This is a genomic window from Mesorhizobium sp. SEMIA396, from assembly GCF_024518615.1.
Taxonomy (GTDB): Bacteria; Pseudomonadota; Alphaproteobacteria; order Rhizobiales; family Rhizobiaceae; genus Mesorhizobium.
The window spans coordinates 180,336-204,110 of the sequence record NZ_JANIFC010000007.1 but is presented as its reverse complement, the minus strand read 5'-3'; the positions used below and the strand labels follow the sequence as shown (position 1 = coordinate 204,110).

At 63.4% G+C, this 23,775-nt stretch carries 20 protein-coding genes and 1 riboswitch; of the genes, 13 read left to right on the top strand and 7 right to left on the bottom strand.

Annotated features, from left to right (window positions below):
• The first annotated feature begins 35 nt into the window (after positions 1 to 35).
• Positions 36 to 710: an isoprenylcysteine carboxylmethyltransferase family protein gene (locus tag NP503_RS18410; RefSeq protein ID WP_127272690.1), complete on the top strand. Its 675-nt coding sequence runs from the start codon at positions 36 to 38 to the stop codon at positions 708 to 710.
• Between the two features lie 7 nt (positions 711 to 717).
• Here the strand turns inward: NP503_RS18410 and NP503_RS18405 are convergent, their stop codons facing one another.
• Positions 718 to 1,599: a CoA ester lyase gene (locus NP503_RS18405; RefSeq protein ID WP_127272691.1), complete on the bottom strand. Its 882-nt coding sequence runs from the start codon at positions 1,597 to 1,599 to the stop codon at positions 718 to 720.
• A gap of 3 nt (positions 1,600 to 1,602) precedes the next feature.
• On the bottom strand, positions 1,603 to 2,055 hold the full coding sequence (locus NP503_RS18400; RefSeq protein WP_127271750.1) for a MaoC family dehydratase: 453 nt from the start codon (positions 2,053 to 2,055) through the stop codon (positions 1,603 to 1,605).
• 150 nt (positions 2,056 to 2,205) lie between these two features.
• On the opposite strand from NP503_RS18400, the gene NP503_RS18395 reads away from it, so the two are divergent.
• The gene (locus NP503_RS18395) at positions 2,206 to 3,330 is read left to right on the top strand and encodes a DUF2336 domain-containing protein (RefSeq protein ID WP_127270718.1); all 1,125 of its coding nucleotides are present in this window, start codon (positions 2,206 to 2,208) and stop codon (positions 3,328 to 3,330) included.
• Here the strand turns inward: NP503_RS18395 and NP503_RS18390 are convergent.
• Complete coding sequence (locus tag NP503_RS18390) at positions 3,327 to 5,393, bottom strand: FUSC family protein (protein ID WP_127270720.1); 2,067 nt, start codon at positions 5,391 to 5,393, stop codon at positions 3,327 to 3,329. The genes NP503_RS18395 and NP503_RS18390 overlap by 4 nt on opposite strands.
• A 44-nt stretch (positions 5,394 to 5,437) precedes the next feature.
• Positions 5,438 to 7,492: a DNA topoisomerase IV subunit B gene (gene parE, locus NP503_RS18385; RefSeq protein WP_127270722.1), complete on the bottom strand. Its 2,055-nt coding sequence runs from the start codon at positions 7,490 to 7,492 to the stop codon at positions 5,438 to 5,440.
• 237 nt (positions 7,493 to 7,729) lie between these two features.
• Between parE and cpaB the strand changes: the two genes are divergently transcribed.
• The 10 genes from cpaB to NP503_RS18335 all read left to right on the top strand — a co-directional run bounded on the left by cpaB (position 7,730) and on the right by NP503_RS18335 (position 17,970).
• Positions 7,730 to 8,656: a Flp pilus assembly protein CpaB gene (gene cpaB / locus NP503_RS18380; protein ID WP_236382800.1), complete on the top strand. Its 927-nt coding sequence runs from the start codon at positions 7,730 to 7,732 to the stop codon at positions 8,654 to 8,656.
• 57 nt (positions 8,657 to 8,713) lie between these two features.
• Positions 8,714 to 10,132, top strand: coding sequence for a type II and III secretion system protein family protein (locus NP503_RS18375; RefSeq protein ID WP_372958887.1), 1,419 nt, complete (start codon positions 8,714 to 8,716; stop codon positions 10,130 to 10,132).
• Between the two features lie 4 nt (positions 10,133 to 10,136).
• Positions 10,137 to 10,406, top strand: coding sequence for a hypothetical protein (locus tag NP503_RS18370; RefSeq protein ID WP_127269273.1), 270 nt, complete (start codon positions 10,137 to 10,139; stop codon positions 10,404 to 10,406).
• A gap of 49 nt (positions 10,407 to 10,455) precedes the next feature.
• Positions 10,456 to 11,670, top strand: a complete 1,215-nt coding sequence (locus NP503_RS18365; RefSeq protein ID WP_127269274.1) for a CpaE family protein — start codon at positions 10,456 to 10,458, stop codon at positions 11,668 to 11,670.
• Positions 11,667 to 13,088: a CpaF family protein gene (locus NP503_RS18360; RefSeq protein ID WP_127270725.1), complete on the top strand. Its 1,422-nt coding sequence runs from the start codon at positions 11,667 to 11,669 to the stop codon at positions 13,086 to 13,088. The genes NP503_RS18365 and NP503_RS18360 overlap by 4 nt, the downstream gene beginning before the upstream one ends.
• Before the next feature lie 4 nt (positions 13,089 to 13,092).
• Entirely contained in the window at positions 13,093 to 14,058 is a 966-nt protein-coding gene (locus tag NP503_RS18355) for a type II secretion system F family protein (protein WP_127270727.1), read from the top strand.
• A gap of 1 nt (position 14,059) precedes the next feature.
• Positions 14,060 to 15,022 carry a type II secretion system F family protein gene (locus NP503_RS18350; RefSeq protein ID WP_127270729.1) on the top strand — a complete coding sequence of 321 codons (963 nt, stop codon included), beginning with the start codon at positions 14,060 to 14,062 and terminating at the stop codon, positions 15,020 to 15,022.
• 134 nt (positions 15,023 to 15,156) lie between these two features.
• Positions 15,157 to 15,978 carry a hypothetical protein gene (locus NP503_RS18345; protein WP_127270732.1) on the top strand — a complete coding sequence of 274 codons (822 nt, stop codon included), beginning with the start codon at positions 15,157 to 15,159 and terminating at the stop codon, positions 15,976 to 15,978.
• 185 nt (positions 15,979 to 16,163) lie between these two features.
• A complete protein-coding gene (locus NP503_RS18340) occupies positions 16,164 to 16,634 on the top strand; it encodes a hypothetical protein (protein ID WP_127267794.1) in 471 nt (156 codons plus the stop codon).
• A 160-nt stretch (positions 16,635 to 16,794) separates the two neighbouring features.
• Positions 16,795 to 17,970, top strand: a complete 1,176-nt coding sequence (locus NP503_RS18335; protein ID WP_127267795.1) for a GGDEF domain-containing protein — start codon at positions 16,795 to 16,797, stop codon at positions 17,968 to 17,970.
• Here NP503_RS18335 and gcvP read toward each other — a convergent pair whose 3' ends face one another.
• The 3 genes from gcvP to gcvT are packed head-to-tail and all read right to left on the bottom strand — an operon-like array spanning position 17,971 to position 22,273.
• Positions 17,971 to 20,781: an aminomethyl-transferring glycine dehydrogenase gene (gene gcvP / locus NP503_RS18330; protein ID WP_127270734.1), complete on the bottom strand. Its 2,811-nt coding sequence runs from the start codon at positions 20,779 to 20,781 to the stop codon at positions 17,971 to 17,973.
• A 17-nt stretch (positions 20,782 to 20,798) separates the two neighbouring features.
• Positions 20,799 to 21,167 carry a glycine cleavage system protein GcvH gene (gene gcvH / locus NP503_RS18325; RefSeq protein WP_013531953.1) on the bottom strand — a complete coding sequence of 123 codons (369 nt, stop codon included), beginning with the start codon at positions 21,165 to 21,167 and terminating at the stop codon, positions 20,799 to 20,801.
• A 5-nt stretch (positions 21,168 to 21,172) separates the two neighbouring features.
• A complete protein-coding gene (gcvT, locus tag NP503_RS18320) occupies positions 21,173 to 22,273 on the bottom strand; it encodes a glycine cleavage system aminomethyltransferase GcvT (RefSeq protein WP_127267797.1) in 1,101 nt (366 codons plus the stop codon).
• 149 nt (positions 22,274 to 22,422) lie between these two features.
• A riboswitch (glycine riboswitch) is annotated at positions 22,423 to 22,509 on the bottom strand.
• A gap of 244 nt (positions 22,510 to 22,753) precedes the next feature.
• Here gcvT and NP503_RS18315 point away from each other — a divergent pair.
• Entirely contained in the window at positions 22,754 to 23,755 is a 1,002-nt protein-coding gene (locus NP503_RS18315) for a hypothetical protein (RefSeq protein ID WP_127267798.1), read from the top strand.
• Positions 23,756 to 23,775: the final 20 nt, after the last annotated feature.

Sequence of the window (23,775 nt, the reverse complement as noted above, 5' to 3'; positions counted from 1 at the left end):
CCAGTGCAGTGAGCGGATATCATGAAAGGTCGATCATGATCGCGAAATTGGTCCTCCAAACATTCGTCTGGTTTGGCGCCATGGGCGCCTTGCTCTTCCTGTCGGCCGGCACGCTGCGCTGGCCGGGGGCCTGGGTCTATCTGGTGGGGATGGTGGGGCTCAGTCTCACCTTGGGCGTGGCGCTGGCAAGGCGCGATCCCGGCCTGATGAATGAGCGGTTGAGTTCTCCTATCCAGAAGAATCAGGACACGGCCGACAAGGTCCTGCTGTCCATACTACTGCTCGCCATCTTTGGTTCGCAGATATTCATGGGATTCGACGTCCGTTTCGGCTGGTCCGTGGTTCCCGTCTGGGTGCAGGTGGTCGGCGCGCTCGTCCTGCTGCTCGGAATCTGGATCTGCTATCTGACGATGCTGGAGAACAGTTTCGCGGCGCCCGTGGTGAAGATCCAGGATGAACGCGGACAACGTGTGATCTCCACGGGGCCTTACAGCTACGTCCGCCATCCGATGTACGCCGGCGCCATTCTTTTCTTCGCCGGCACTGCACTTCTGCTTGGTTCCTGGTGGGGGCTGGCGTCGGTACTCGTGATCGTCGTTCTCCTGGCCATCCGCACCTTCATTGAAGAGAAGACGCTTCGCACCGGCCTGCGCGGCTATGACGACTATGTGGCCCGGGTCCGTTACCGCCTGATCCCATTGGTTTGGTAGCAGGCGCTCAGGCGGAAACACCTGCCGCCTTTGCCCGCGCCAGAAGCCGCTCGGCTAGCCGCAGGTGCGGTCGGTCGAACATCTTGCCGTCAATGCCGACGACGCCGGGATTTCCCGCTGCCGCGAACGCGGCGACGATTGCTGCCGATTGTCTCACGGCCTCGGCCGACGGCGTGAAGGCGGCGTTGATGACCGGCACCTGGTCGGGATGGATCGCCATCTTGCCGGTGAAGCCATCGCGCTCGGCCTCCGTGCATTCCACTTCGAAGGCCGCTATGTCGCGAAAATTCGGGAAGACGGTGTCGATCGCCGCGACCTCCGCCGCACCGGCGGCAAGTATGGTCATTGTGCGAGCGTGGCGGAACACGTCCGTGTAGCGGCCATGCTCGTCGCGGACGCTGCGCGCGCCGATCGCCGCCGACAGGTCTTCAGCGCCCCAGGTGAGGCCGGCAAGCCGCGCACTTGTCCCGGCATAGGTCGCCGCCGCCAGCACGCCTGCCGGCGTTTCGGTGATGATCGGCAGGATCTTGATCGCGCCGTCGGCCAAGCCATTTTCGGCCTCGCGCACCCTGAGCTTTGCCGACAGATGCTGCACATCCTGGCCGCTGTTCGACTTGGGCAGCATGATGCCGTCGGGTCGTGCCGGCACCAACGCCGCCAGATCGTCATCCGTCAACCCGGTCGTGAGGTCGTTGACCCTGACATAGATGGCTGAACTGGTTTGCGCCCTGCGTTCCAGGATGAAGCGCGCCGCCACCTCGCGCGCCAGCGCCTTGTTGTGCGGCGCCACGGAATCTTCGAGGTCGACGATGATCACGTCGGCGCCGGCACCAAAACTTTTTTCCAGTTTCCTCTGGGAATCGCCAGGGACGAACAGCAGCGAACGCATGCGTCAGATCGCCTTCTTCAGCATCATCGCTTGCCTGGTGCATTTGGCGACGAGATCGCCATGCTGGTTGTAGGCGCGATGCTCGAATTCGACGATGCCGCGATCGGGTTTCGACCTGGATTCGCGCACCGAGATGACTGTCGTCTCGACCCGGATGGTGTCGCCATGGAAGACCGGATGCGGAAACACGGTCTCCTTCATGCCGAGATTGGCGACCGTAGTGCCGACTGTGATGTCATTGACCGAAATGCCGATCATCAAGCCGAGCGTGAACAGCGAGTTGACCAGCGGCTTGCCCCATTCGCTCCTGGCGGCGAAATCGAAGTCGATATGCAGCGGCTGCGGGTTCAGCGTCATTACCGAAAACAGCATGTTGTCGCTTTCGGTAACGGTCTTGCGCAGCGTGTGCTGGAAGACATGGCCGACAACGAACTCTTCGAGATAAAGCCCGGCCATTTCTTTCTCCTCACGTGCTTGACGGTGATAGGCGCTGCAAATCAGCCTCGCAAGCCAGTTAATGAACATGGTGAACGGTTCGTAAACCAATTCTGCCTACGGTCGTCAGTGGGGTCAGAAGCTTCTGACAAGGGGCGTAAGCAGGCGGGCATGGTTGTTGTTTCGCATTTTCTGAAATGGATCTACACGGCCAGGGTGTCGGAGCGTGCCGCGGCGGCGAGCGCTCTGGCCCGGGCCTATATCAATTCCGAATTGCCTTTCGAGGACCGTTGCGCCGCCGAGGCGGCGCTGACGCTATTGCTCGACGATGCCTCGTCGAAGGTGCGGCTGGCGATGGCCGAGGCGCTGTCGATGAGCCACCACGCGCCAATGCAGATCATCAGCGTGCTGGCCTCCGACCAGCCGGAAGTCGCCGGCGTGGTGCTGGCCCGCTCGCCGCTGCTCACCGACGCCGACCTGATCAACCGCGTGGCTTCAAGTCCGAAGGCGACACAGAAATTGATCGCCGACCGGCCACTCGTCTCGATGGCGCTGTCGGCGGCCATCGCCGAGATCGGCGAGGCGGACGCCTGCGCCGTGCTGCTCGCCAACAGCGGCGCCGACATCGCCTCGCTCAGCTTCCGCCGCATGGCCGAACGCCACGGCCATCTGCCCTTGGTGCGCGAGGCGCTGATATCGGATATCAGGCTGCCGGCCGACTGTCGGCATATGCTGCTCGTCAAGCTGGGCGAAATGTTGAAAACGTCGCCACTGGTGATGGCATTGATGGGCGCGGCGCGAGCCGACCGCGTCATGCGCGACGCCTGCGTCAAGGCTTCGGTGACGCTGATAGAAGGCACGCGCCAGGAAGAACATGCGGCCCTGATCGAGCATCTCAGGCTGCGCGGCGACCTTACCGCGAGCTTTCTGATCCGCACCATCGCGCATGGCAAGGTCGATTTCTTCGGCTCGGCGCTGGTCGCGCTCAGCCAGCAGTCCGAACAACGGGTGAGGGCGCTGCTGGCCGGCGGGCACGACGTGGCGTTGCAGGCGTTGTTCCGCAGCGCCGGCCTCGCCGCAGTCACCCATGCCATCATCCTGCGCGCGCTGAAGATCTGGCGCGAGGTCGCCAACGGCAAGCGCGTCGCCGGTGTGCAAGAGGTCAGCTGGCTGATGCTCAAGGAGGTGGGCGGGCAGTCCGCGGAAGGCGATCTTGCCACGCTGGTCAAGTCGATCCATCTCGACGCGCTGCGCGAAAACGCACGCGGCCACGCACTGGCGATAGCGGCGGCTTAGCCTTTATCCCTCGCGAAAAAGTCCGGGAAATCCTCCATCGCCGCGGCGATGATGCGCAGCGATGCTGCGATTTGCAGCAATTCGCCGGTGCCGTTTCGCTCGGCGATGTTCGCTGCGTACTGCCGGGCGACGGCGACGGTCGAGGTCTGTGGATCGCCGGGGGCGCGGAAAAGCAGTTCGCGCGCCAGTCCCCTCAGGAAGTTGGCGATCGAAAGCGCGGTCTCGGATGGAATGGCATGGCTTTGGCTTGCATCGCGCAGCCGAAGGACCTCCAGGCCGACGGTGACGGCGGCGACTCCGCCGCCCAGAACCGCATCGCCCTTCTGACCGGCATTCTGCACCAGCGGCATCAGCTGGTTGATGCGGTCGTAGGCGAGGCTCTCGAAGGCCGACCGCCTCGGCACCCGCTCATGCAGGCAAAGCCGCGCCAGATCCTCGCGCATGGCGCGCACGATCCGGTTGGCCGCGAGCCACGGATCGGCTGGCAGCACGACGATGAAGACACCGATCGCCAGCAGGATGCCGACCAGGATCGACGCCGACCCGGCGAAGAAGGGTACGGGATCGTAGGTCATCGCCTGGTGCGGGCTCAGGAAGGCGAGGAAGTTGATGGCGAAGGCCGTCGCCACGCCGACATAGCGTGGATTGGCCATGGCCAGCGCCGTCGGTACAAGAATGGGCACGACAAACAGCATGAACCAGCCGAAGCCCGGCAAAGCGGGCAGCGCGATCTGGCCGACGAGAAAGGCAAAGGGCAAAGCGAGCAGCGTTCCCTTGAAGAAACCCCAGGCGACCTGCACAGGGTCGGGGCGAGCAGCAAACAGGCTCGATACGACAGCAACGAGGATGACCGTGCCGGCCGCTTCCGACCATTTCGTCGTCAACCAGAAAGCCGCGACCAGCAGCGTGGCAAGGGCAGCGCGCAAGGCGTTACGCGATGCGCCGGCGTAATCGCGATGCACCACCAGCGCAGGCTGCCTGCTGCCCCTGGCCAGGCGCGTGGCAGGCGCGCGCAGGGCGTCGAGGCCGCGCAGCACCTGCTTGAGCGCCTCGGCGAAATCGGCGGCGATGGTCAGGCGGGTGATGGTGCCGACCCTGTCGTCGCCCTGGTCGGTCGAGGCATCTGGCATTTGCCGGGCGTTTCCGGAAATCGCATCGAGCCGAGCCACCCACAGCGCCGTATCGTCCAGCGCGCCGGGCTTGGTCGCCAGCTCGCTGACCAGCGACTGCAGTTCCGAGCGCACCGGGATGAGCGCCGCATTCTTCGGGGCGGCGTGCGAATGCAGCGCGCGTGCCGCCGACAGGGCCGAGAGCAGCTGTCCGATGGTGCGACGGACTGGATGGGCGCGCGGCGCGAAGCTCGGCGCCTCGAGCCTGGCATAGGCGCGCATCTCGCCGAGCGTCTGGGCATCAGTGATCAGCTTTCGGTGCAGCGTGGACAGCGTTGCCGGGTCGCCGCCGGAGAACGCACCGCCGGCATAGGTGGCAAGATCAAGGATACAGCGTTTCAGGCGCGAGACGATGGCGTCGCTGGCCAGTTTTGGCAGGATCAGGCGGCTGGTCAGGCCGGCGCAGACAATGCCAAGCACGATCTCGGCACATCGCGCGACCGCGAGGTCGACGACGAGATGCGGTTGTCCGAAGGCGGGCAGGCCGATGATCATTGCGGTGTAGCCGGCGAGCGCGGCGCCATAGGCTTCCGGATTGCGCAGCAGCGACGAGACGAAGGTGCAGATGCCGATCCAGACGGCAAGCACCGTCACCAGCACCCAGGGGTTGGTGCCGAATACGGTGGTGATGCCGATCGCCGCGACGCCGCCGACCAGCGTGCCGAGCAGCCGGTAGAAGCCCTTCGCCAGCACCATGCCGGCAACCGGCTGGGCGACGATGAACACCGTCATCATGGCCCATTGCGGGTGGTCGAGTTTTAGGGCGTAGGCGGCCAGCAGCGCTATCAGGCCGGCTGAAACGGTGCGAAGAGCGAAAATCCAGTCCGAGCGCGTCGGTTGCGTCAGGTCGGTCAAACTGGTTTCGAAATAGCCTTTCAGCCGTGCCGCAATCACACGCTGGTCTCCATATCAGAAGCGCAAGCTAAACCGGCTGATGGCTAGATATCCAGCACTTCCGTCTCGGCGAATTCGGCGCGTTCCTGGATGAAGCGGAAGCGGGCTTCCGGCTTGGTGCCCATCAACGCATCGACGGCGTCCTTGGTCGCCGCCTCGGCGTCGATCACGTCGATCCTGAGCAGCGTGCGCTTCCTCGGATCCATGGTGGTTTCCTTGAGCTGGGCCGCCATCATCTCGCCCAGGCCCTTGAAGCGGCCGAGTTCGACCTTGCCGCGCCCGGTGAATTCGGTGCGCAGGAGCTCGTCCTTGTGCGCGTCGTCGCGGGCATAGGCGACCTTGCCGCCTTGCCTGATCGAGTAAAGCGGCGGCACCGCTAGGTAGAGATGGCCGCCACGCACAAGTGCCGGCATCTCCTGATAGAAGAAGGTGATCAGCAGCGAGGCGATGTGGGCGCCGTCGACATCAGCGTCGGTCATGATGATCACGCGGTCGTAGCGCAGATCCTCATCGCGGTACTTCGAACGCGTACCGCAGCCGAGCGCCTGGATCAGGTCCGAAATCTGTTGGTTGCCGGCGAGCTTGTCGTTGCCGGCGCTGGCGACGTTGAGGATTTTTCCGCGCAGCGGCAGGACGGCCTGGCTGGCGCGGTCGCGCGCCTGCTTGGCCGAGCCGCCGGCCGAGTCACCTTCGACGATGAACAGTTCAGCGCCGGCCGCGGCATTCTGCGTGCAATCGGCGAGCTTGCCCGGCAGCCGCAGTTTGCGCACCGCGCTCTTGCGCGACACCTCTTTTTCCTGCCGTCGGCGCACCCTCTCGTCGGCGCGCGCGATCACCCATTCGAGCAGCTTCGAGGCTTCCTGCGGATTGTCGGCCAGCCAATGGTCGAACGGATCGCGGATCGCGGTCTCGACAATTCGAATTGCCTCGATCGTCGCCAGCCTGTCCTTGGTCTGGCCGACGAATTCCGGCTCGCGGATGAACACCGACAGCATGCCCGCCGCCGAGATCATGACGTCTTCCGAGGTCACGATCGAGGCGCGCTTGTTGCCGACGAGATCGGCATAGGCGCGCAGGCCCCGCGTCAGCACGTTGCGGAAGCCGGCTTCGTGGGTGCCGCCTTCGCCGGTCGGGATGGTGTTGCAGTAGGAATTGATGAAGCCGTCGCCGCCGAACCAGGTCACCGCCCATTCGAGCGAGCCATGGCCGCCTTGTTTCTCGCTCTTGCCGGCGAAGATTTCGCGAGTCACCTGGAAGTCGTCGCCGAGCGATGCCTTGAGATAATCCTTCAGGCCGCCGGGAAAATGGAATTCAGCCTTGGCCGGTGTCTGATCTTTTTCCTTGATCAGCGACGGATCGCAGGTCCAGCGGATCTCGACACCACCGAACAAATAGGCTTTCGAGCGCGTCATGCGGTAGAGCCGCGCCGGTTCGAACGCAGCGCCCTTGCCGAAAATCTGCTCGTCGGGGTGGAATCGGATCTTTGTGCCGCGCCGGTTGTGGATTTCGCCCAGTTGCTCCAGGCCGGTCACGGGAACGCCGCGCGAGAATTTTTGTCGATACAGTTGCCGTCCCCGCGCGACCTCGACCTCGAGATGGTCCGACAGCGCGTTGACCACGGACACGCCGACGCCATGCAGGCCACCTGATGTCTCGTAAACCTTGGAGTCGAACTTGCCGCCCGAATGCAGCGTCGTCATGATCACTTCGAGCGCCGGCTTCTTGAACTTCGGGTGCGGATCGATCGGGATGCCGCGGCCATTGTCGGTCACGGCGAGATAGCCGTCGGCCGAGAGCTCGACATCGATGAAGGTGGCATGGCCGGCTACCGCCTCGTCCATCGAATTGTCGATGACCTCGGCGAACAGATGGTGCATCGCCTTGTCGTCGGTGCCGCCGATATACATGCCTGGCCGGCGGCGCACCGGCTCCAGCCCTTCCAGCACCTCGATGTCGGCAGCGCTATAGCCCTCGCTGCCATCCTTGATTGAGGCAGGACGCTTGGTGGCCTGCACCAGCGGATCCGCCGGGCGCGCCGGTGTGCGAACCGGCTGCGGCTGCTTGTCCATATTGCCGAAGAGATCGTTGTTGTCGTCCATGCCTGCCATAGGGTCCGGTGCTGCGAATCACCTCGCGATACTGCCACGCTTTTCAGCGCCAAGCGACCGAGGTTCCTGTTCCGTTCGGGGATCTGATCCCTCTTAACCCAAAACCATTCGATAACCAAGCTGGCGGAAATAGGTCCGATGCCGCCGCGCAAGATTCCTGATTCTTTAACAATGCGGCCTAGCGTGAGCCCAACAAAACAAGAAACTGCTGATATCAGGGGTTTAGGCGTGAGGGGCAAGGCCATATCGATGATCGGCATCGCCGCCGTTTTCGGGGCGATCTCGATCTTTGCCGCGGATTTCTGGGTCAAAAGCCAGGCCGAGGCCGATTCCGAAGAGAAGACGTCGTCGATCCCGGCACTTGTTGTGCCGAAGGTCGAGTTCAAGACCATCGTGGTGGCGAATGCCCCATTGCGCTACGGCATGGCGCTCGACCGCGCGCAGCTCAGCGAAATCCCGTGGTCGCAAGAGGCCGTGCCGCAGGGCGCCTTCACCACCATCAATGCCTTGCTCGCCGACGGCACTCGCGTGGTGCTGTCGCCTATCGAGGTCAACGAACCGGTGCTGCTGACCAAGCTGTCTGGGCCAAATGGCCGCGCGACGCTTTCCAACATGATGACGCCCGGAATGCGGGCGGTCACCATCCGCACCGACGAGATAGCCGGCGTCGGCGGCTTCGTCACGCCCGGTGACCGCGTTGACGTGGTGCTGACGCGCGATGCCGGCGAAATTCAGGAAGTGGCCAAGAATGCGCAAGGGGCCGCCGGTTCGACCATCACCTCCGAGATCGTCGTCGCCGATGCCAAGGTGCTGAGCGTCGGGCAGGGCGCCGACGAGCGCCAGACGACGCCGCAGATTTCCAATTCGGTGACTATCGAGGTGACGACAGACGGCGCGCAGAAAGTGGCGTTGGCCCGCACCGTCGGCACCTTGTCCCTGTCGCTTCGATCCGCCAGCGAAGGCGGTGACGGCAAGAACGGCGTCACCACCATCTCCTCCTTCGGCGGATCGGTCGCCTCGGATGTGCAGGCCGCGGCCGGCTCGGTGTTCGACGCCGTCACCAAGGAGCCGGAGAAACCGAAGTTCAAGACGGTCATCGTAACGCGCGGCACGAAGGCCGAGGAATACCAGGTTCCTTCGCGGGACCAGAAATAAGCCAGTGGGGACTGGGTGAGGGACGGGACAATGTTCGGGCTGTTCACATATCGGGTCATGGGGCGGTTGCGCATTTTGCGTGCGGTGGCTGTCGCGTCTTCGCTGGCTGCTGCCGCGATGCTGGCTTTCGGCGCCTCGGCGAGAGCTGACAACGACATCGTCTATGTGTCGTCGACCAAGAATGCGTCGATCAAGGTTGCCAAGGGCAAGCCGAAGACGATCATGACCAGTGCCGCCTTCTACCAGATCGTCATCGGCGACCCGGAGATCGCCAACGTCAATCCGCTGACCGACAAATCCTTCTACGTGCTCGGCAACAATCTCGGCACTACCGGCATTGCGCTGTTCGATGAGAAGAAGCAGCTTGTCGGCACCGTCGACATCGAGGTGACGCTCGACACAGACCAGCTGGCCAGCACCATTCGGGCCAGCGTGCCGGATGCCAGGATCAAGGTCGGATCGGCCAACGGCCGGGTCGTGCTGTCGGGCGAGGCGGATGACGCGGTCGCCGCCGAAAAGGCAAACAAGATCGCGACGCGCTTTTCCGGCACCGAGGAGGTCATCAACTCGGTCAACATCTCATCGTCGCAGCAGGTCCAGCTCAATGTCCGTTTTGTCGAGATCAACCGCCAGGCGGGTCAGGATCTGGGCGCCAAATACGCCGCCAATTTTGCCTACGGCCTCGGTGGCCGCGACGTCTCGATCGATCCGGGTACAGTGCCGGCCGCCGGCACCGGCGAGATCATCGGCAGGCTTTTGTCGAACGGCGTGTCGATCGATATCGCCATCAAGGCGCTAGAAGAGCGCGGCCTGGCGCGGCGGCTGGCCGAGCCGAACCTGATCGCCCGTTCCGGCCAGACAGCGAGCTTTCTCGCCGGCGGCGAATTCCCGATCCCGGTCTCCGAGGACGACGGCAAGATCTCGGTCAGCTACAAGAAATACGGCGTCAGCCTGGATTTCACGCCGACCGTCCTCAAGGATGGGCTGGTCAGTCTGGACATCGCGCCGGAAGTCTCCTCGATCGACGCGTCGGCCTCCTACAATATCGGGACCATCTCGGTTCCCGGCTTCATCGTGCGCCGTGCCAGGACGTCGGTAGACCTGAAGAACGGCCAGAGCTTCATGATCGCTGGACTGCTGCAGTCGCAAAACGACATCACCACGTCGCGCATTCCCGGCCTCGGCAAGATGCCGGTGCTTGGGGCGCTGTTTTCCTCGAAATCCTATCAGCGGCGCGAGACCGACCTCGTCATCATCGTGACGCCCTATCTGGTCAAGCCGGTCGATCCGGAGAAGAAGCTCGTCGAGCCGACCGATGGCACGCAGCCGGCCAGCAACGCCGACTATTTTCTCAACAACACCGAGGAAGTGAAGGATTCCGATGCCGGTCGCACCGTGGCGCTGGCAGACGGCCGCGTCACTCAACCTGCAGCGGCCGCTTCGGCTGGGCATTTCCTCGACCTGCCGAAGGATTGAAGTCATGCGTCTGGTCTTTGGATCGAGCGTCGCCTTGCTGCTGACCGGCTTTGCCGCCGGCTGCACCAGCGACGACTATGTGCGCAGCGAAGGGCCGACGGCCGGCGCCGGAAATGCGCAGGCCGCCAACACCGTCATGCAGATGGTCGATCCCTGGAAATACGGGGTCCAGAACACCAGGCTCCTGGTGCCGGCCCAACGAGGCAGTGCCGCGGCTGTCACACCCGATCAGGCGGCCGGTGCCAAGGCGTCGCAGTCCAGCACGACCAATTGATCCCACGGGCAAATGATCCAACGGTCGATCGACCTGACAGGCTGACAGAATGGCAAACGGCATCAAGACCAGGAAGATCCTGCTCGTATCGACCGACAGGACATTTGCGCAGGACACGCGCACCGCATTTTCCGCCTCCGAGATCATACAGCTCTCGACAGTGGAGAAGAACGTCACCGAGTTGCGCGGCGAGATCCAGGAAGCCGACTTCGGCGCCATCATCGTCGACATGGATGCGGCAAGGCTGGAGGAGGTCGAGTCGCTGCAGCGCATTATGCGCCGGCTGGAGGACAAGGTTCCGGTCGTCGTCGTCACGCAGGAGTTCAACGCCGCCGCGGTGCGCATTCTGGTGCAGCTCAAGGTCGCGGATTTCCTGGTCAAGCCGATCACCACGGCCGATCTGGTGCGCTCCGTCGTGCGGGCGCTGCAGGGACCCGGGCGCGAGGAAAACACCGAATCGCAGATCTACACCTTCATGCCTGCCGCGGGCGGCGTCGGCACCACCACGCTGGCGCTGCAGACCGCTTTCCAGCTGCATCACTCGGTGACGCGCGGCGCCTCGACCTGCGTCGTCGATCTCAATTTCCAGCAGGGCGCCTGTGCCGAATATCTCGACCTCGAACCGCGTTTCGACATCACCGAGATCGAGAACCAGCCCGAGCGTCTCGACCGGCAACTGCTCGACGTGATGCTGTCCAAGCATGCCAGCGGGCTGTGCGTGCTGGCGGCACCGGCGCATCCAGCAGAGATGCGCTCGTTCAAGACCGATGTCGTGGTGCGCATGCTGGACCTCGTTTCGGCCTATTTCGACAATGTCGTCATCGACATGCCACGCACCTGGTTTCCATGGACGGAAACCGTGCTGCTCGGTTCCAACAAGCTCTACATCGTCGCGGAAATGACGGTGCCGTGCCTGCGCCACACCCAGCGGCTGATCCAGGCGGTCTACGAGACTGCCGGCAAGGAAGTGAAGCCGAACGTCATCGTCAACCGTTTCGAACAGAAGATGTTCGACAACGGCATCAAGCAGGCGGACGTCCAGGAAATTCTCGGCGAGCATTTCGTCGGCGGTATCGCCAACAACTATCGGCTGGTGCGCGAGGCGGTCGATCGCGGCGTGCCGCTGCACGAGATCGATCCCAACGCCAATGTCGTCAACGATCTGAAAAAGATCATCCTGCCGGAGGAAGCGGTCCCAACACGGGCGAAATCGCGCTCGCTGTTTGGCATGGGCCGTGAATTGCTGAAGAGGAAAGCCGGATGACCAGCCGCTTCTCCGCCCTGCAGAACCGCGATGCGCTTCCGCAGCGCGTGCCTGAGACGACGCCGGTCGCCCATCATGCCGTCGTCATTCCGACCAGCCGAAAGGCTTTGCCGGCAAAGCCGGACACAGCGCCGGCAAAGAATGCCAACAAGGTGCTCGATGCGCGCGTGCGTATCCACCGGCTGCTGCTCGAAGAGATCAATCTTGTCGCGCTGGAGCGTTTGCCGAAGGATGAGATGCGCCGGCAAGTGCGTGATTTCGTGTCGGAAAAGACCAAGCAGGAGCGGATGGCGATCAACACCGTCGAGCTTGACGCGCTGGTCGACGACATCGTCGACGAGATGGTCGGCCTCGGTCCGCTCGAGCCGCTGCTCAAGGACCCCGACATCAACGATATCCTGATCAACGGCCACATGAACTGCTTTGTCGAAAAGAAGGGCAAGCTGCAGCCGGTCCACATTCCGTTCAAGGATGAGGCGCATCTTCTGCGCATCGTCAACAAGATCGTCGCCGCGGTCGGTCGCCGTGTCGACGAATCGCAGCCGATGGTCGATGCCCGCATGCTGGACGGCTCGCGCTTCAACGCGGCCATCCGCCCGGTTGCGGTCGATGGGCCGCTGGTGTCGATCCGCAAATTTTCCAAGAACAAGCTCGGCCTGCACAAACTGGTCGAATTCGGCGCCATCACCCAGAACATGGCCGAAGTGCTGGCGGCGGCCGTGCATGCCCGCAAGACGACGATCATTTCGGGCGGTACCGGCACCGGCAAGACGACCATGCTCAATGCGCTGTCGGCCTTCATTCCGGAAGACGAGCGGCTGATCACCATCGAGGACGCGGCCGAGCTCCAACTGCAGCAGCCGCATGTCGCGCGTATGGAAACACGTCCGGCCAACATCGAAGGCCATGGCGAGCTGAAGCAGCGCGACCTGGTCAAGAACGCACTGCGCATGCGCCCCGACCGCGTCATCCTCGGCGAGTGCCGGGGCGAGGAGGCTTTCGACATGCTGCAGGCAATGAACACCGGCCACGAAGGGTCGATGGCGACCATCCATGCCAACACGCCGCGCGACGCCATTTCGCGGCTCGAGCAGATGCTCGGCATGACCGGCATGCCGATGACGGTGCAGTCGATCCGCAGCCAGATCGCCAGCGCGCTCGACCTGATCGTTCAGCTGACGCGCCTGTCCGACGGCAAGCGCAAGGTGACCAGTGTCGCCGAGGTGACCGGCATGGAAGGAGATGTCATCCAGATGCAGGAGATCTTCCGCTTTGTGCGTACCGGCATGGAGGCCGACGGCAGGATTCTGGGCCACTACGAGGCGACCGGCATCCGGCCGCGCTTCCTCGAGGATCTGCGCGCCATGGGCATCGAGTTTCCCGGACGATATTTCGAACCCGGCCGGCCGCAGGAGTAGCCAAGTGTTCGATGGAATGAGCGCTATCTATGTCGTTTATGCCGCGGCCGCGCTGACCGGCATCCTGATCGCCGAGGCCTGCTACCTGCTTTATGCCGGCCGCAGCGACAAGCGCACCGCCATCAACCGGCGCATGAAGCTGCAGGAAAACAAGATCAGCCAGGAGCAGGTGCTTGTCCAACTGCGCAAGGAACGCGGCCTCGACGCAGGCACGCCGCTGTTTTCGCTGGATCGGTTCCGCGCTTTGCGAACCCAGTCGGGCATGATCATGCCGCTGTCGAAATTCCTGATGATCAGCTGCGGCGTGGCGATGGCGATGACCCTGGTCGCCATCTGGTACGGCTTGCCGCCGCTGATGGGGCTTGTGCTGTTTGTGGTGCTTGTGCCGGTGCTGCCGGTGATCACGCTGCGCTTCAAGCGCAAGCGCCGGGTAAAGCGGTTCGGCATGCAATTGCCGGAGGCGCTGGAACTGATCACGCGTGGCCTGAAGGCCGGCCATCCGGTGCCGGTGGCGATCGCCATGGTGGCGCGCGAGATGCCCGACCCGATCGGCACCGAGTTCGGCGTCATCGCCGACGAGGTGACATATGGCTCCGATCTGGTTTCGGCGTTGAACTCGCTGTTCGACCGGGTCGGCCAGGAGGATTTGCCGCTGTTCGTCACCGCCGTCTCGATCCAGACCAGTTCGGGCGGCAATCTGCGCGAGATCCTCGACGGCCTGGCGACGACGATCCGCGAGCGCGGCAAGCTGCGCCGCAAGGTGCGCGCCATTGCGACAGAAGGTCGGATGTCGGCCTACATCCTGACAGCGGTGCCGGCGTTGCTGTTCACCGCCATTATGGCGCTGATGCCGGGCTTCTACCGCGACGTCTGGGGCGCGGCGAAAACCTGGTACCTGCTCGGCGGCTCGATCACCTGGCTGATGCTGGGCAATCTGATCATGTTCAAAATGTCGAATTTCAAGTTCTGACATGCAGGGCTTCATCGAATTCCTCGCCTCGCTTGCGCCGACCTCATTGATGCCGGTGGCCATCCTGCTGCTGGCGGCGGGTGCTGCCGCTGTTGCCTGGCCTGTTGTCATGGCGAAGGGCGACCGCAACGAGGTCATGCGCCGGCTCAGGGTCGACAACGGCCCCGTGGCCGCCAAACCAGAGCCGGTGCAGAAGAAGAATACCGGCGTCGTGCGCGAGAAGGCAGTGAAGCGGGCGCAGGAATTCTACGCCAGGAGCGATCCGGAAAATGTCGCCCGGCTGCGCATGAAGCTCATCCAGGCGGGCTACATGGAGCCGCGCGCTGTCGGCACGTTCTTCCTGATCCGGTTCAGCGCGATGATCGGCACGGCAATCGGTGTGTTTGTGCTCAACCGGTGGATGGCCAGCCCGGACGCGACGATGGCCAGTCGCTGGACATTCGTCATCCTGTCGGGAGCGGCCGGCTATTTCCTGCCCGGCCTGGTGTTGAGCCAGAAAGTGCGGGAACGCAGGCGCGAGTACCGCAACGGCTTTCCCGATTTCATGGACCTGATGATTGTCTGCTCGGATGCCGGCATGAGCATGGAGGCCGGCATAGAGCGCGTCTCCAAGGAACTCGCCAAGACCTATCCCGCGCTCAGCCAGAACCTGCAGCTGGTGTCGTTGGAGCTGAGGGCAGGGCGCAGCCTCGACGATGCGCTGAAGGCGCTCGCCGACCGCCTCAGCCTGGACGAAGTGCGTTCCTTCGCCACGCTGCTGCAGCAGTCCAAGGAACTCGGCACCAGCCTGTCGGGGGCGTTGCGCGTTTTTTCCGACGACATGCGCCATAAGCGTATGTCGTTGGCCGAGGAAAAGGCGCACGCTCTGCCGGCCAAGATGTCGGTGCCGGTGGTGGTATGCATCCTACCGGTGGTGCTGATGATCGCGGCCATTCCAGTCATCGTCAAAATGACGGCGCAATAGCATGATGCCGAAAGGTGTGAGGCTTCGATTCGAGCTGAAATCGTCCGGCTCTAGCGAGCGCCCCACAAAAGTCCTAGCAGGGGGACTGACAAACCATTGTTATGACCGTACTCGGCCTTGCAGGTGAGAAGTCCATGCTGTTGCGCACCCTCTTCCTCGGCCTTGCCGCAGCCACCCTGTCGCCCGCCTGGGCCGTGGCCGACGATTGCGGCGATGCCGCCGCCCTGGTGCAGCAGGCCTATCCCAAAGCTCGAAAGAGCGCCGACGGCACCTCGTTCACGCTCGAACCTCATATCAGCATCGCCCTGACGGATGGCGACGCGCCGTTTGGGCTGAGCTGCAAGATCTGGCCTGCCCATGACGACCTGCTGTTGGTAGCCGTGCCGCTGATCGACAGCGCCCAATCCAGCGACGATGGCCATGTCGGCGATATCGAGCTTCTGGTCGTCGACAGGAACAGCCAGCGTGTGCGCCTGCGCCTGCTCCAGCCGGGGCTGATCGCCGATGATGCCATCGCCATCCGCAAGATCGAGTTCGATACCGGCCGCTACAGGCTGGCGCCCGGGGTGATGGCCTTCGGCCTGCGCATCGAAATCGCGAACCATTCGCAGGCCAATCCCTTCAGCGAAACCGACCTGCGGCTTTATGTTCTCGCCGACGATGCCCTGCGCCTGGTACTCGATGGCCTTGTCGTGGCCGGCAATGGCGGCGAGGGCGACACCAATTGCGCGGGATCCTTTCATTCGACCGAGGTCAGCCTGGCAATGAGCCCGACGAGCCATCACGGCTATCACGACATGGTCGCGCTCGAGCGGACGCAAACCGATGACCCGTCTCCCGACAAGGATGGCGAGTGCCAGTCCCATCCCGGCAAGCCGGTGAAACGGACCTACCGGCTGCGCTATGACGGCAACCGCTATCCGGTTCCTGAAGTACTCAAGGTCATGGGGCCGTGAAAGGCCGCTCGCTTCCTTGCTGCCGGGATTCTCTTAGGAATAGGTCTTCGTCTGGTGCCTGGTGGTTAATGGCTGGTGTGCCCGAAGCCGAATTTTGGCGGCGTTTCGGCACCGAAGTTTAATCGCCGCTGATATATTGTGTTTCCTGAAGAACGACCCGGCAAATCGGGCGATGAGGCAGGGGCATGCGTCACAGTAATTTCACGGCAATGGCCGCAATGGCGGCCGTCTTGATGATGTCTGGCTGTACGACGAGTGGCGTCGACACCACCAAGACCACCGCCATCCAACCGGCGGCAAACGACACCGAAACCTCCGATCTGGCGCAAGGCAAGGCGCAGTTTCGCGACGCCAATTACGGCCTCGCCGAAAAGCACTTCCGCAAGGCCGTCGAGTTGAAAGCCGACAATGCGGAGGCCTGGATGGGGCTCGCCGCTTCCTATGATGAACTCGGCCGCTTCGACTTCGCCGACCGAGCCTACGGCCAGCTTTTGAAGGTCGCCGGCCGCAAGCCGCAGATCGTCAACAATATGGGCTATTCGCAACTGCTGCGCGGCAATCGCAAGAAGGCCAAGGCGTTGCTGCTCGAAGCGAAGGCCGGCATGGCCGATCCAACAGTCGTCAACGCCAACCTCGCTCTCTTGAACAAGGGTTGATCTCGCATCCATGGGTCCGGTTTCGGGACACGTGCCATCGACGCTTTGTAAACCCTATCCGCAGGTTGCATCGAAGGATTGCCTGAAAACCCGTATCTGAGGGCTGCCGCTGACCTAGAATGCAGCGCAACCGCCGACGCTCAAGAGGCCCTTGCCCGATATGCTGGACTTCAGTTCGCTTCTGCTCGCAGCCGCGCTGTCGGGCATATGCCTCAGCGTCACCATGTTTGCCATTTGGTTCACCGCGCCCAAGGCAGGTTTCGTGCTGACGGTTGCGTGCGGAATTCTGGTGCTCGTTGCGCATGTGATCCTGTTCTGGCGGTACACCAAGGATCCCGATCCGCTGCTTTGCCAGATCGTGCTTGCACTGCTCAGCCTGGGGTTCCTGATCATCTGCTTGTCGGCCATGCAATTTCTGGGGGTGCCCGGCTACGGACGTGCCGTTGCACCTGCGCTTGCCGCCATGGCCATTTGTGCCGTCGTGACCTTTATGGGCTTTGACGGCATTGGCTTCATAGTCACCTACACCACGGTGACGGCGCTGCTGTCGGCGATCGGCGCCATGTTCTGGATCAACGGCAGTCACGATCGCCGCATCCTTCTGGTGGTTTCGTTTCTGAGCGGCACCTGCGCGATGTCGTTTGCGCTTTGCGGCGTGGTTCTGCTGACCAAGGGGCAATGGACGCTCGGGGTTGCGCCCGACAACTGGGCCGAACGATTGAATTCCGTGGTGGCGGTCGCCTGCATGACCGGGCTCGGAGCATTGACGCTCTCCCTCCATCATCTGCAGGCGCAAATTGAACTCAAGGCCGAGACCATGACCGACCCGCTGACTGGGTTGCTGAACCGCCGGGCATTGACGTCGCTCTACGGCGAACGGAGTTTCGGTCCGTTCATGTCCATCGTCATGTTCGACCTCGACCATTTCAAGCGGACGAACGATGTCTACGGTCACCCGGTAGGGGATCAGGTCTTGTGCCGTTTTGCCGCCGTCATCAAGAAATATGCCCGGCCCGGCGTCGACGCTTTTCGCCTTGGCGGCGAGGAGTTCGCAATCGTCATGTCGCGGATGACGGATGAAAAGGCTTACGATCTCGCCAGCAAGATAGGCGTGGCGTTCGGCACCGAAATCGTCCCCACCCAGCTCGGCAAGTTGCGCAGCACGGTCAGCGGCGGCATCGGCTTTGGCGAGGCAAGCGGCAGCAGGCTGGACAACGTGCTCGCCGAGGCGGACGCGGCGCTCTATGCCGCCAAACGCGCCGGACGAAATTGCGTCATCAGCCGCAAGAGGATGGGCAAGGCCGAGCCGATCAAGCCGGCCTTGCGCTCAGCGTAATTACTCCGCGGCACCCAGATAATCCGACAGCGGCGGGCACGAGCAGACCAGGTTGCGGTCGCCGGCGACATTGTCGATGCGTGACACCGGGGGCCAGTACTTGGCTGCCGTGTCGGCGTCGCCGGCCGGATAGGCCGCTTCCAGGCGCGAGTAGGGATGGGTCCACTGGCCGGCCAGCGCCTCGGAGGCGGTGTGCGGCGCGTTGACCAGCGGATTGTCGGCCAAAGGCCATTCGCCCCTGGCGACTTTTGCTGCCTCTGCCGATATGGCGATCATCGCCTCGCAGAAGCGGTCGAGTTCCCGCTTGGGCTCGGACTCGGTCGGCTCCACCATCAGCGTGCCGGCAACCGGGAACGACATGGTCGGCGCGTGGAAACCATAATCGATCAGGCGCTTGGCGATATCGTCGACACTGATGCCTGCACTCTCCTTGAGCACACGGGTGTCGAGGATGCATTCATGCGCGACGCGTCCCTGCCTGCCCTTGTAGAGCACCGGGAAATGCGCACCGAGCCGCGTCGCGATGTAGTTGGCGGACAGGATCGCCGTCTCGGTCGCCTGCTTGAGGCCCGAGGCGCCCATCATGCGGATATACATCCAGGTGATCGGCAGGATCGAGGCGCTGCCGAAGGGGGCGGCGGAGACGGCGTGCGCCGAGCCTTCGGTGACATGGCCGGGCAAATACGGCTTCAAATGCGCCTTGACGCCGATCGGCCCGATGCCGGGTCCGCCGCCGCCATGCGGTATGCAGAAGGTCTTGTGCAGGTTCATGTGGCAGACATCGGCGCCAATGTCGCCGGGACGGGCAAGCCCGACCAGCGCGTTGAGGTTGGCACCGTCGAAATAGACCTGGCCGCCATGCTCATGGATCAGTGCGCAGAGATCGCGTGCGCCTTCCTCGAACACGCCATGCGTCGAGGGATAGGTGAACATCAGCGCCGCGAGATTTTGCGCATGCTCAGTCGCCTTGGCCTTCATGTCGTCCATGTCGATGTTGCCGTCTTCGGTGCAGCGCACGACGACGACGTTCATGCCGGCCATCGCCGCGCTCGCGGGATTGGTACCATGCGCCGAGGAGGGGATCAGGCAGACGGTGCGGTGGTTGTCGCCGCGTGAGCGGTGATAGCCGCGGATGGCGAGCAGGCCGGCATATTCGCCCTGGCTCCCGGCATTGGGCTGCAAGGTGACGGCGTCGAATCCGGTGATCTCCGACAGCCAGCCCTCCAACTCACCGATCATGGCACGGTAGCCTGTCGAGTGCGCGGCCGGGGCGAAAGGGTGCAGATCGGCAATGCTCGGCCAACTCACCGGCATCATCTCGGCGGCGGCGTTGAGCTTCATGGTGCAGGACCCCAGCGGGATCATGGCGCGGTCGAGCGCCAGGTCCTTGTCGGCCAGCCGGCGCAGGAAGCGCATCATCTCGGTTTCCGACTTGTTTTCGTGGAAAACAGGCTGGGTCAGGAACTCCTTGCCGCGCGGCTTGCCGGGCACCGTGCTGTCGGCGGAGACACCAGCCTTGGCGCCGAACAGGGCCGCGATTGCGTCGAGATCGGCCTCGGTCGAGGTTTCGTCGAAGGCAATGCCGATATGATCGGCATCGACGGCACGCAGCAACCTGCCACCCTTTTCAGCCGCAGTGGCGATCGAAGCTGCCTTACCCTTCACCTCGGCCGTCACCGTGTCGAAGCGGCTTGAACCGAGCACGGAGATACCTGCTGCTTTGAGCCCGGAGGCAAGACGATTGGCCAGCGTGTGGATGCGCCCGGCAATCGCCTGCAGCCCGGCGGGACCGTGCCAGATGGCATAGGCAGTCGCCATGTTGGCGAGCAACGCCTGCGCGGTGCAGATGTTGGAGGTCGCCTTGTCGCGGCGGATATGCTGTTCGCGCGTCTGCAAGGCAAGCCGGTACCCAGGCCGGCCCTTGCTGTCGGTGGACTGGCCAACCAGGCGGCCGGGCATCAACCGCGTGAGCCTGTCGGAGACGGCGCAATAGGCCGCGTGCGGGCCGCCAAAGCCCATCGGCACGCCAAAACGCTGCATCGGGCCGACGGCGATGTCGGCGCCGAGCTTGGCCGGCGCGTCGGTCAGCGTCAGGCCGAGCGGGTCGGCGATGAAGACGACGATAGCCCCGGTCGCGCGCGCCTTGTCGATCGCTGCCTTGTGGTCGCCATAGACGCCAAACGTATCCGGCCAGGAGACGAGCAGGGCGGCGGTGTTGTCGTCGATCGTCTCGCCATCGATCTCGATGCCGAGCGGCTCGGCGCGGGTGCGCACCACGTCCAGCGTCTGCGGATGCGGCGTGCCGGCAAGTGCGACCTTGGTTCGCTTGTCACGGTGGTGGCGTAAGGCGATGCCGACGGCTTCGGCCACGGCGGTTGCTTCATCGAGCAGCGAGGCCGAGGCCACCGGCAGGCCGGTCAATTCGGTGACCAGCGTCTGGAAGTTGAACAGCATTTCGAGCCGGCCTTGGCTGATCTCTGCCTGATAGGGCGTGTAGGCCGTGTACCAGGCAGGATTCTCGAACAGATTGCGCTGGATAACCGGCGGGACATGGACGCCGTGATAACCGGCGCCGATGAAGCTCTTCAGCACTGTATTCCCGGACATGACAGCCGAGAGTTCGGCCAGCGCTTCCGCCTCGCTCGCCGGTGCTGGCAGGGCAAGCGGCCGATCGAGCCGGATCGACTTCGGTACGGACTGGCTGATCAGCGTCTCGATCGAGGGCACGCCGATGGCGGCCAGCATCGCTCTGGTGTCGTTGAGGCCGGGACCGATATGGCGGGCCGAGAAGGGGTAGGGTGCTGCGGTCATGTCAATAAGTCCTGGTATCAACCGATATGGGCTTTGTAGGCGGCCTCATCCATGAGACCGGCGAGCTGGCTTTCGTCGGCAAGCTTCATCTTCCACAGCCAGCCGGCTCCGGTTGCTGCCGAGTTGACCAGCGACGGGTCCGACGACAGCGTGCCGTTCGCTTCAGTGATCTCGCCATCGACCGGTGCATAGACATCGGATGCCGCCTTGACGGATTCGACCACGACGGCGGTGTCGCCCTTGGTCAATTTCTTTCCGGTCTCCGGTAGTTCGACGAAGACGAGGTCGCCGAGCTGCTCCTGCGCGTAATCAGTGATGCCGACCGTGGCGATGCCGCCCTCGACGCGGAGCCACTCGTGATCTGATGTGAAATAGGTCGTTGCCATTGAGATCATCCTTTGCGGTAGCGATGCGGTGTGAAGGGCAGGGAACTGATATCGACTGGGATTTTTGTGCCGCGCACGTCGGCGAACACCCGCGTTCCGGGCTTTGCCAGAGGTGTCGAGACATAGCCCATGGCGACCGGATGGCCGGCCGAGGGGCCGAAACCGCCCGATGTGACCTGGCCGGCCGGATTGCCGTCGGCGTCGAAGAGCGCGGCACCGCCACGCACCGGCTGGCGACCTTCCGGCTTAAGCCCGACCCGCTTTTGCGCGGGTCCTTGTTCCACGGCGGCGCGGAGCGCATCGGCGCCGATGAAAGCGCCGGAAGCGCGGATGTCCTTTGGAATTGCCCACATCAAGGCGGCGCTGGCCGGATTGGTCTCCGGCGTGATGTCCTGGCCATGCAGGCACAGCCCTGCCTCCAGCCGCAGACTGTCGCGGGCGGCCAGGCCGATCCACAGCACGCGTTCATCGCCGAGCAGCTTCGCGACGAGATCGCGTGCATCGGCTTCCGGCAGGCCGATCTCGAAACCGTCCTCGCCGGTATAGCCCGACCGGCTCATGAACCAGTTCTTGCGCGGTTCGACACCATGCATGAAAAGCAGCGAGCCGGTCTCGATGCCGGCGCGGGAAAGGGCGGCCCAGGCTTCAGGACCCTGGATGGCCAGGAAGACGCGGTCGAGCGGCTCGACCCTGGCGTCGAAATCCGCGGCAAGTGCACGCAAATGCTTTTCGTCGGCGACGGCGTTGCCTGCGTTGGCGACTATCATGAACCTGCTATCGCCAAGTCTGGTGACGATGAGGTCGTCCAGGATGCCGCCTGCCTCGTTGAGGAAAAAGGACAGTTTGGACTGTGAGATTTGGAGTGCGCCTGCATCCAAGGGGCAAGCGCGGTTGAGCAGCGCAACCGCCTCCGGCCCGCTGACTTCGAACAGCTTCATATGCGAGATGTCGAACAGGCCGGCCTGTTCGCGGGTGTGAAGATGTTCCTTCATGACGCCCGCCGGATAGGTCAGCGGCATCGACCAGCCGGCAAAAGCACCGAAGCGCGCACCGGCGGTTACATGGATGTCTTCGAGGGGGAGGTGTCTTGTATCGTCGCCCGTCATGTCGTCTCCAGAGTCGCACGCAATCGGTCGCGAATGGCGACCAGTCCGTGCCCCTCTGTCTGAAGCCTGAGAGACTCGCGCAGCCGGAGCTCTGTCAGCGGCGCTTACACCTTCGGCGCGGGGGCAAGCCCCGACTTTCCAGAGTGTCTTTCCCGTCTACGGTTCTTTTGCCTGAGAGATTTCGGGCGATTTCCCCTTCGGCGACAGCTCTCGCTGTTCTCTCCCGCAAACAGGTAGGACTCAGACCCTGAGTCCTCGACGCGCCATCCATAGCTCGCGCGCGGCGGCTTGTCACCTGTCAGCGACATCTAAAGCGCGTGCGTACCATTCTTCAAAACCGCGGCACGTTTTTGGGCGACATGCGTTGGCCGACAAGTCTTCGCTAACCACGCCGTTTGCCGGTTTTTCAAGACACTGCTGATATGTTGGCGTGTATGACGCTTGGGGCCGGCGCTTGGCGACGGCGGACGGGGACGACAAATGGGCGAATTGATCATGAGCGCGCCGGTGGCCGGGCTGACCTCGAAAAGCCGCATCGCCGCGGAGGACGTAGCGATGTTGCGCCATGAAGTGTTCGGCGACGGCGTCGTGACGCGCGGCGAGGCCGAGGCGCTGTTTGCGCTCGATGCAACGGCGAAGGACAAATGCCAGGAATGGCCGCCCTTCTTCGTCGAGGCGGTCACCGACTATATCGTCCACCAGGAAAAGCCGTCGGGCTATATCTCGCAAGACAATGCCGACTGGCTGATCCGCACGATCTCGCGCGATGGCATGGTCGACAGCCGGACCGAGCTCGAATTGCTGGTGCATGTGCTGGAACAGGCGAAATCGTCGCCGAGCCAACTTTGTGTGTATGCGCTGGAGCAGGTGGCGCATGCCGTCATTGACGGCAAGGGGCCGCTGATGCTCGGCGGCACGCTGGCTCCCGGCCTCATCGCACAGGCGGAGGTCGAGTTGCTGCGCCGGATCCTCCACGCCCATGGCGGCGACGGCAACATCGCCATCACGCGCGCCGAGGCCGAGGTGCTGTTCAAGATCAACGAGTGCACTGCCCAAGGGCACAATGATCCGTCCTGGAACGAGCTGTTCGTCAAGGCGATCGCCAATTTCATCATGTGCTCGGCCGGCTACGAAGCACCGACGCGCGATGTGGCGCTGCGCCGTGATGCCTTCCTCGAACATGCCGATCCGGAAATCGGCGGCTTCTTCAGCCGCATGATCTCCGGCGGCCTTGCCGGCATCATGGAAGCCTATCGGTCGCCAGGCGACATCGAGGCCGAGTGGGAAGCCAAGAACAGGGCGGCCGAGGCTCTGGCCCGCCGCGCCGAGACGGTCGATGCCGGCGAAGCCGGCTGGCTGATCGAACATATCGGCGTCGACAGGCCTCTTTATGAGAACGAACGCGCGCTGTTGACCCTGATCAAGCACGCCTCACCGGAAATCCATCCGGCGCTGAGGCCGCTGCTCGACAAGGTCGCCTGAGCGGTAGGGGTTGCCTGAGC

Coding starts and splice junctions, on each gene's coding strand:
- NP503_RS18410 (WP_127272690.1), top strand. CDS start 36: ATGATCGCGAAATTGGTCCTCCAAACATTCGTCTGGTTTGGCGCCATG.
- NP503_RS18405 (WP_127272691.1), bottom strand. CDS start 1,599: ATGCGTTCGCTGCTGTTCGTCCCTGGCGATTCCCAGAGGAAACTGGAA.
- NP503_RS18400 (WP_127271750.1), bottom strand. CDS start 2,055: ATGGCCGGGCTTTATCTCGAAGAGTTCGTTGTCGGCCATGTCTTCCAG.
- NP503_RS18395 (WP_127270718.1), top strand. CDS start 2,206: ATGGTTGTTGTTTCGCATTTTCTGAAATGGATCTACACGGCCAGGGTG.
- parE (WP_127270722.1), bottom strand. CDS start 7,492: ATGGACGACAACAACGATCTCTTCGGCAATATGGACAAGCAGCCGCAG.
- NP503_RS18375 (WP_372958887.1), top strand. CDS start 8,714: ATGGGGCGGTTGCGCATTTTGCGTGCGGTGGCTGTCGCGTCTTCGCTG.
- NP503_RS18370 (WP_127269273.1), top strand. CDS start 10,137: ATGCGTCTGGTCTTTGGATCGAGCGTCGCCTTGCTGCTGACCGGCTTT.
- NP503_RS18365 (WP_127269274.1), top strand. CDS start 10,456: ATGGCAAACGGCATCAAGACCAGGAAGATCCTGCTCGTATCGACCGAC.
- NP503_RS18360 (WP_127270725.1), top strand. CDS start 11,667: ATGACCAGCCGCTTCTCCGCCCTGCAGAACCGCGATGCGCTTCCGCAG.
- NP503_RS18350 (WP_127270729.1), top strand. CDS start 14,060: ATGCAGGGCTTCATCGAATTCCTCGCCTCGCTTGCGCCGACCTCATTG.
- NP503_RS18345 (WP_127270732.1), top strand. CDS start 15,157: ATGCTGTTGCGCACCCTCTTCCTCGGCCTTGCCGCAGCCACCCTGTCG.
- NP503_RS18340 (WP_127267794.1), top strand. CDS start 16,164: ATGCGTCACAGTAATTTCACGGCAATGGCCGCAATGGCGGCCGTCTTG.
- NP503_RS18335 (WP_127267795.1), top strand. CDS start 16,795: ATGCTGGACTTCAGTTCGCTTCTGCTCGCAGCCGCGCTGTCGGGCATA.
- gcvP (WP_127270734.1), bottom strand. CDS start 20,781: ATGACCGCAGCACCCTACCCCTTCTCGGCCCGCCATATCGGTCCCGGC.
- gcvH (WP_013531953.1), bottom strand. CDS start 21,167: ATGGCAACGACCTATTTCACATCAGATCACGAGTGGCTCCGCGTCGAG.
- gcvT (WP_127267797.1), bottom strand. CDS start 22,273: ATGACGGGCGACGATACAAGACACCTCCCCCTCGAAGACATCCATGTA.
- NP503_RS18315 (WP_127267798.1), top strand. CDS start 22,754: ATGGGCGAATTGATCATGAGCGCGCCGGTGGCCGGGCTGACCTCGAAA.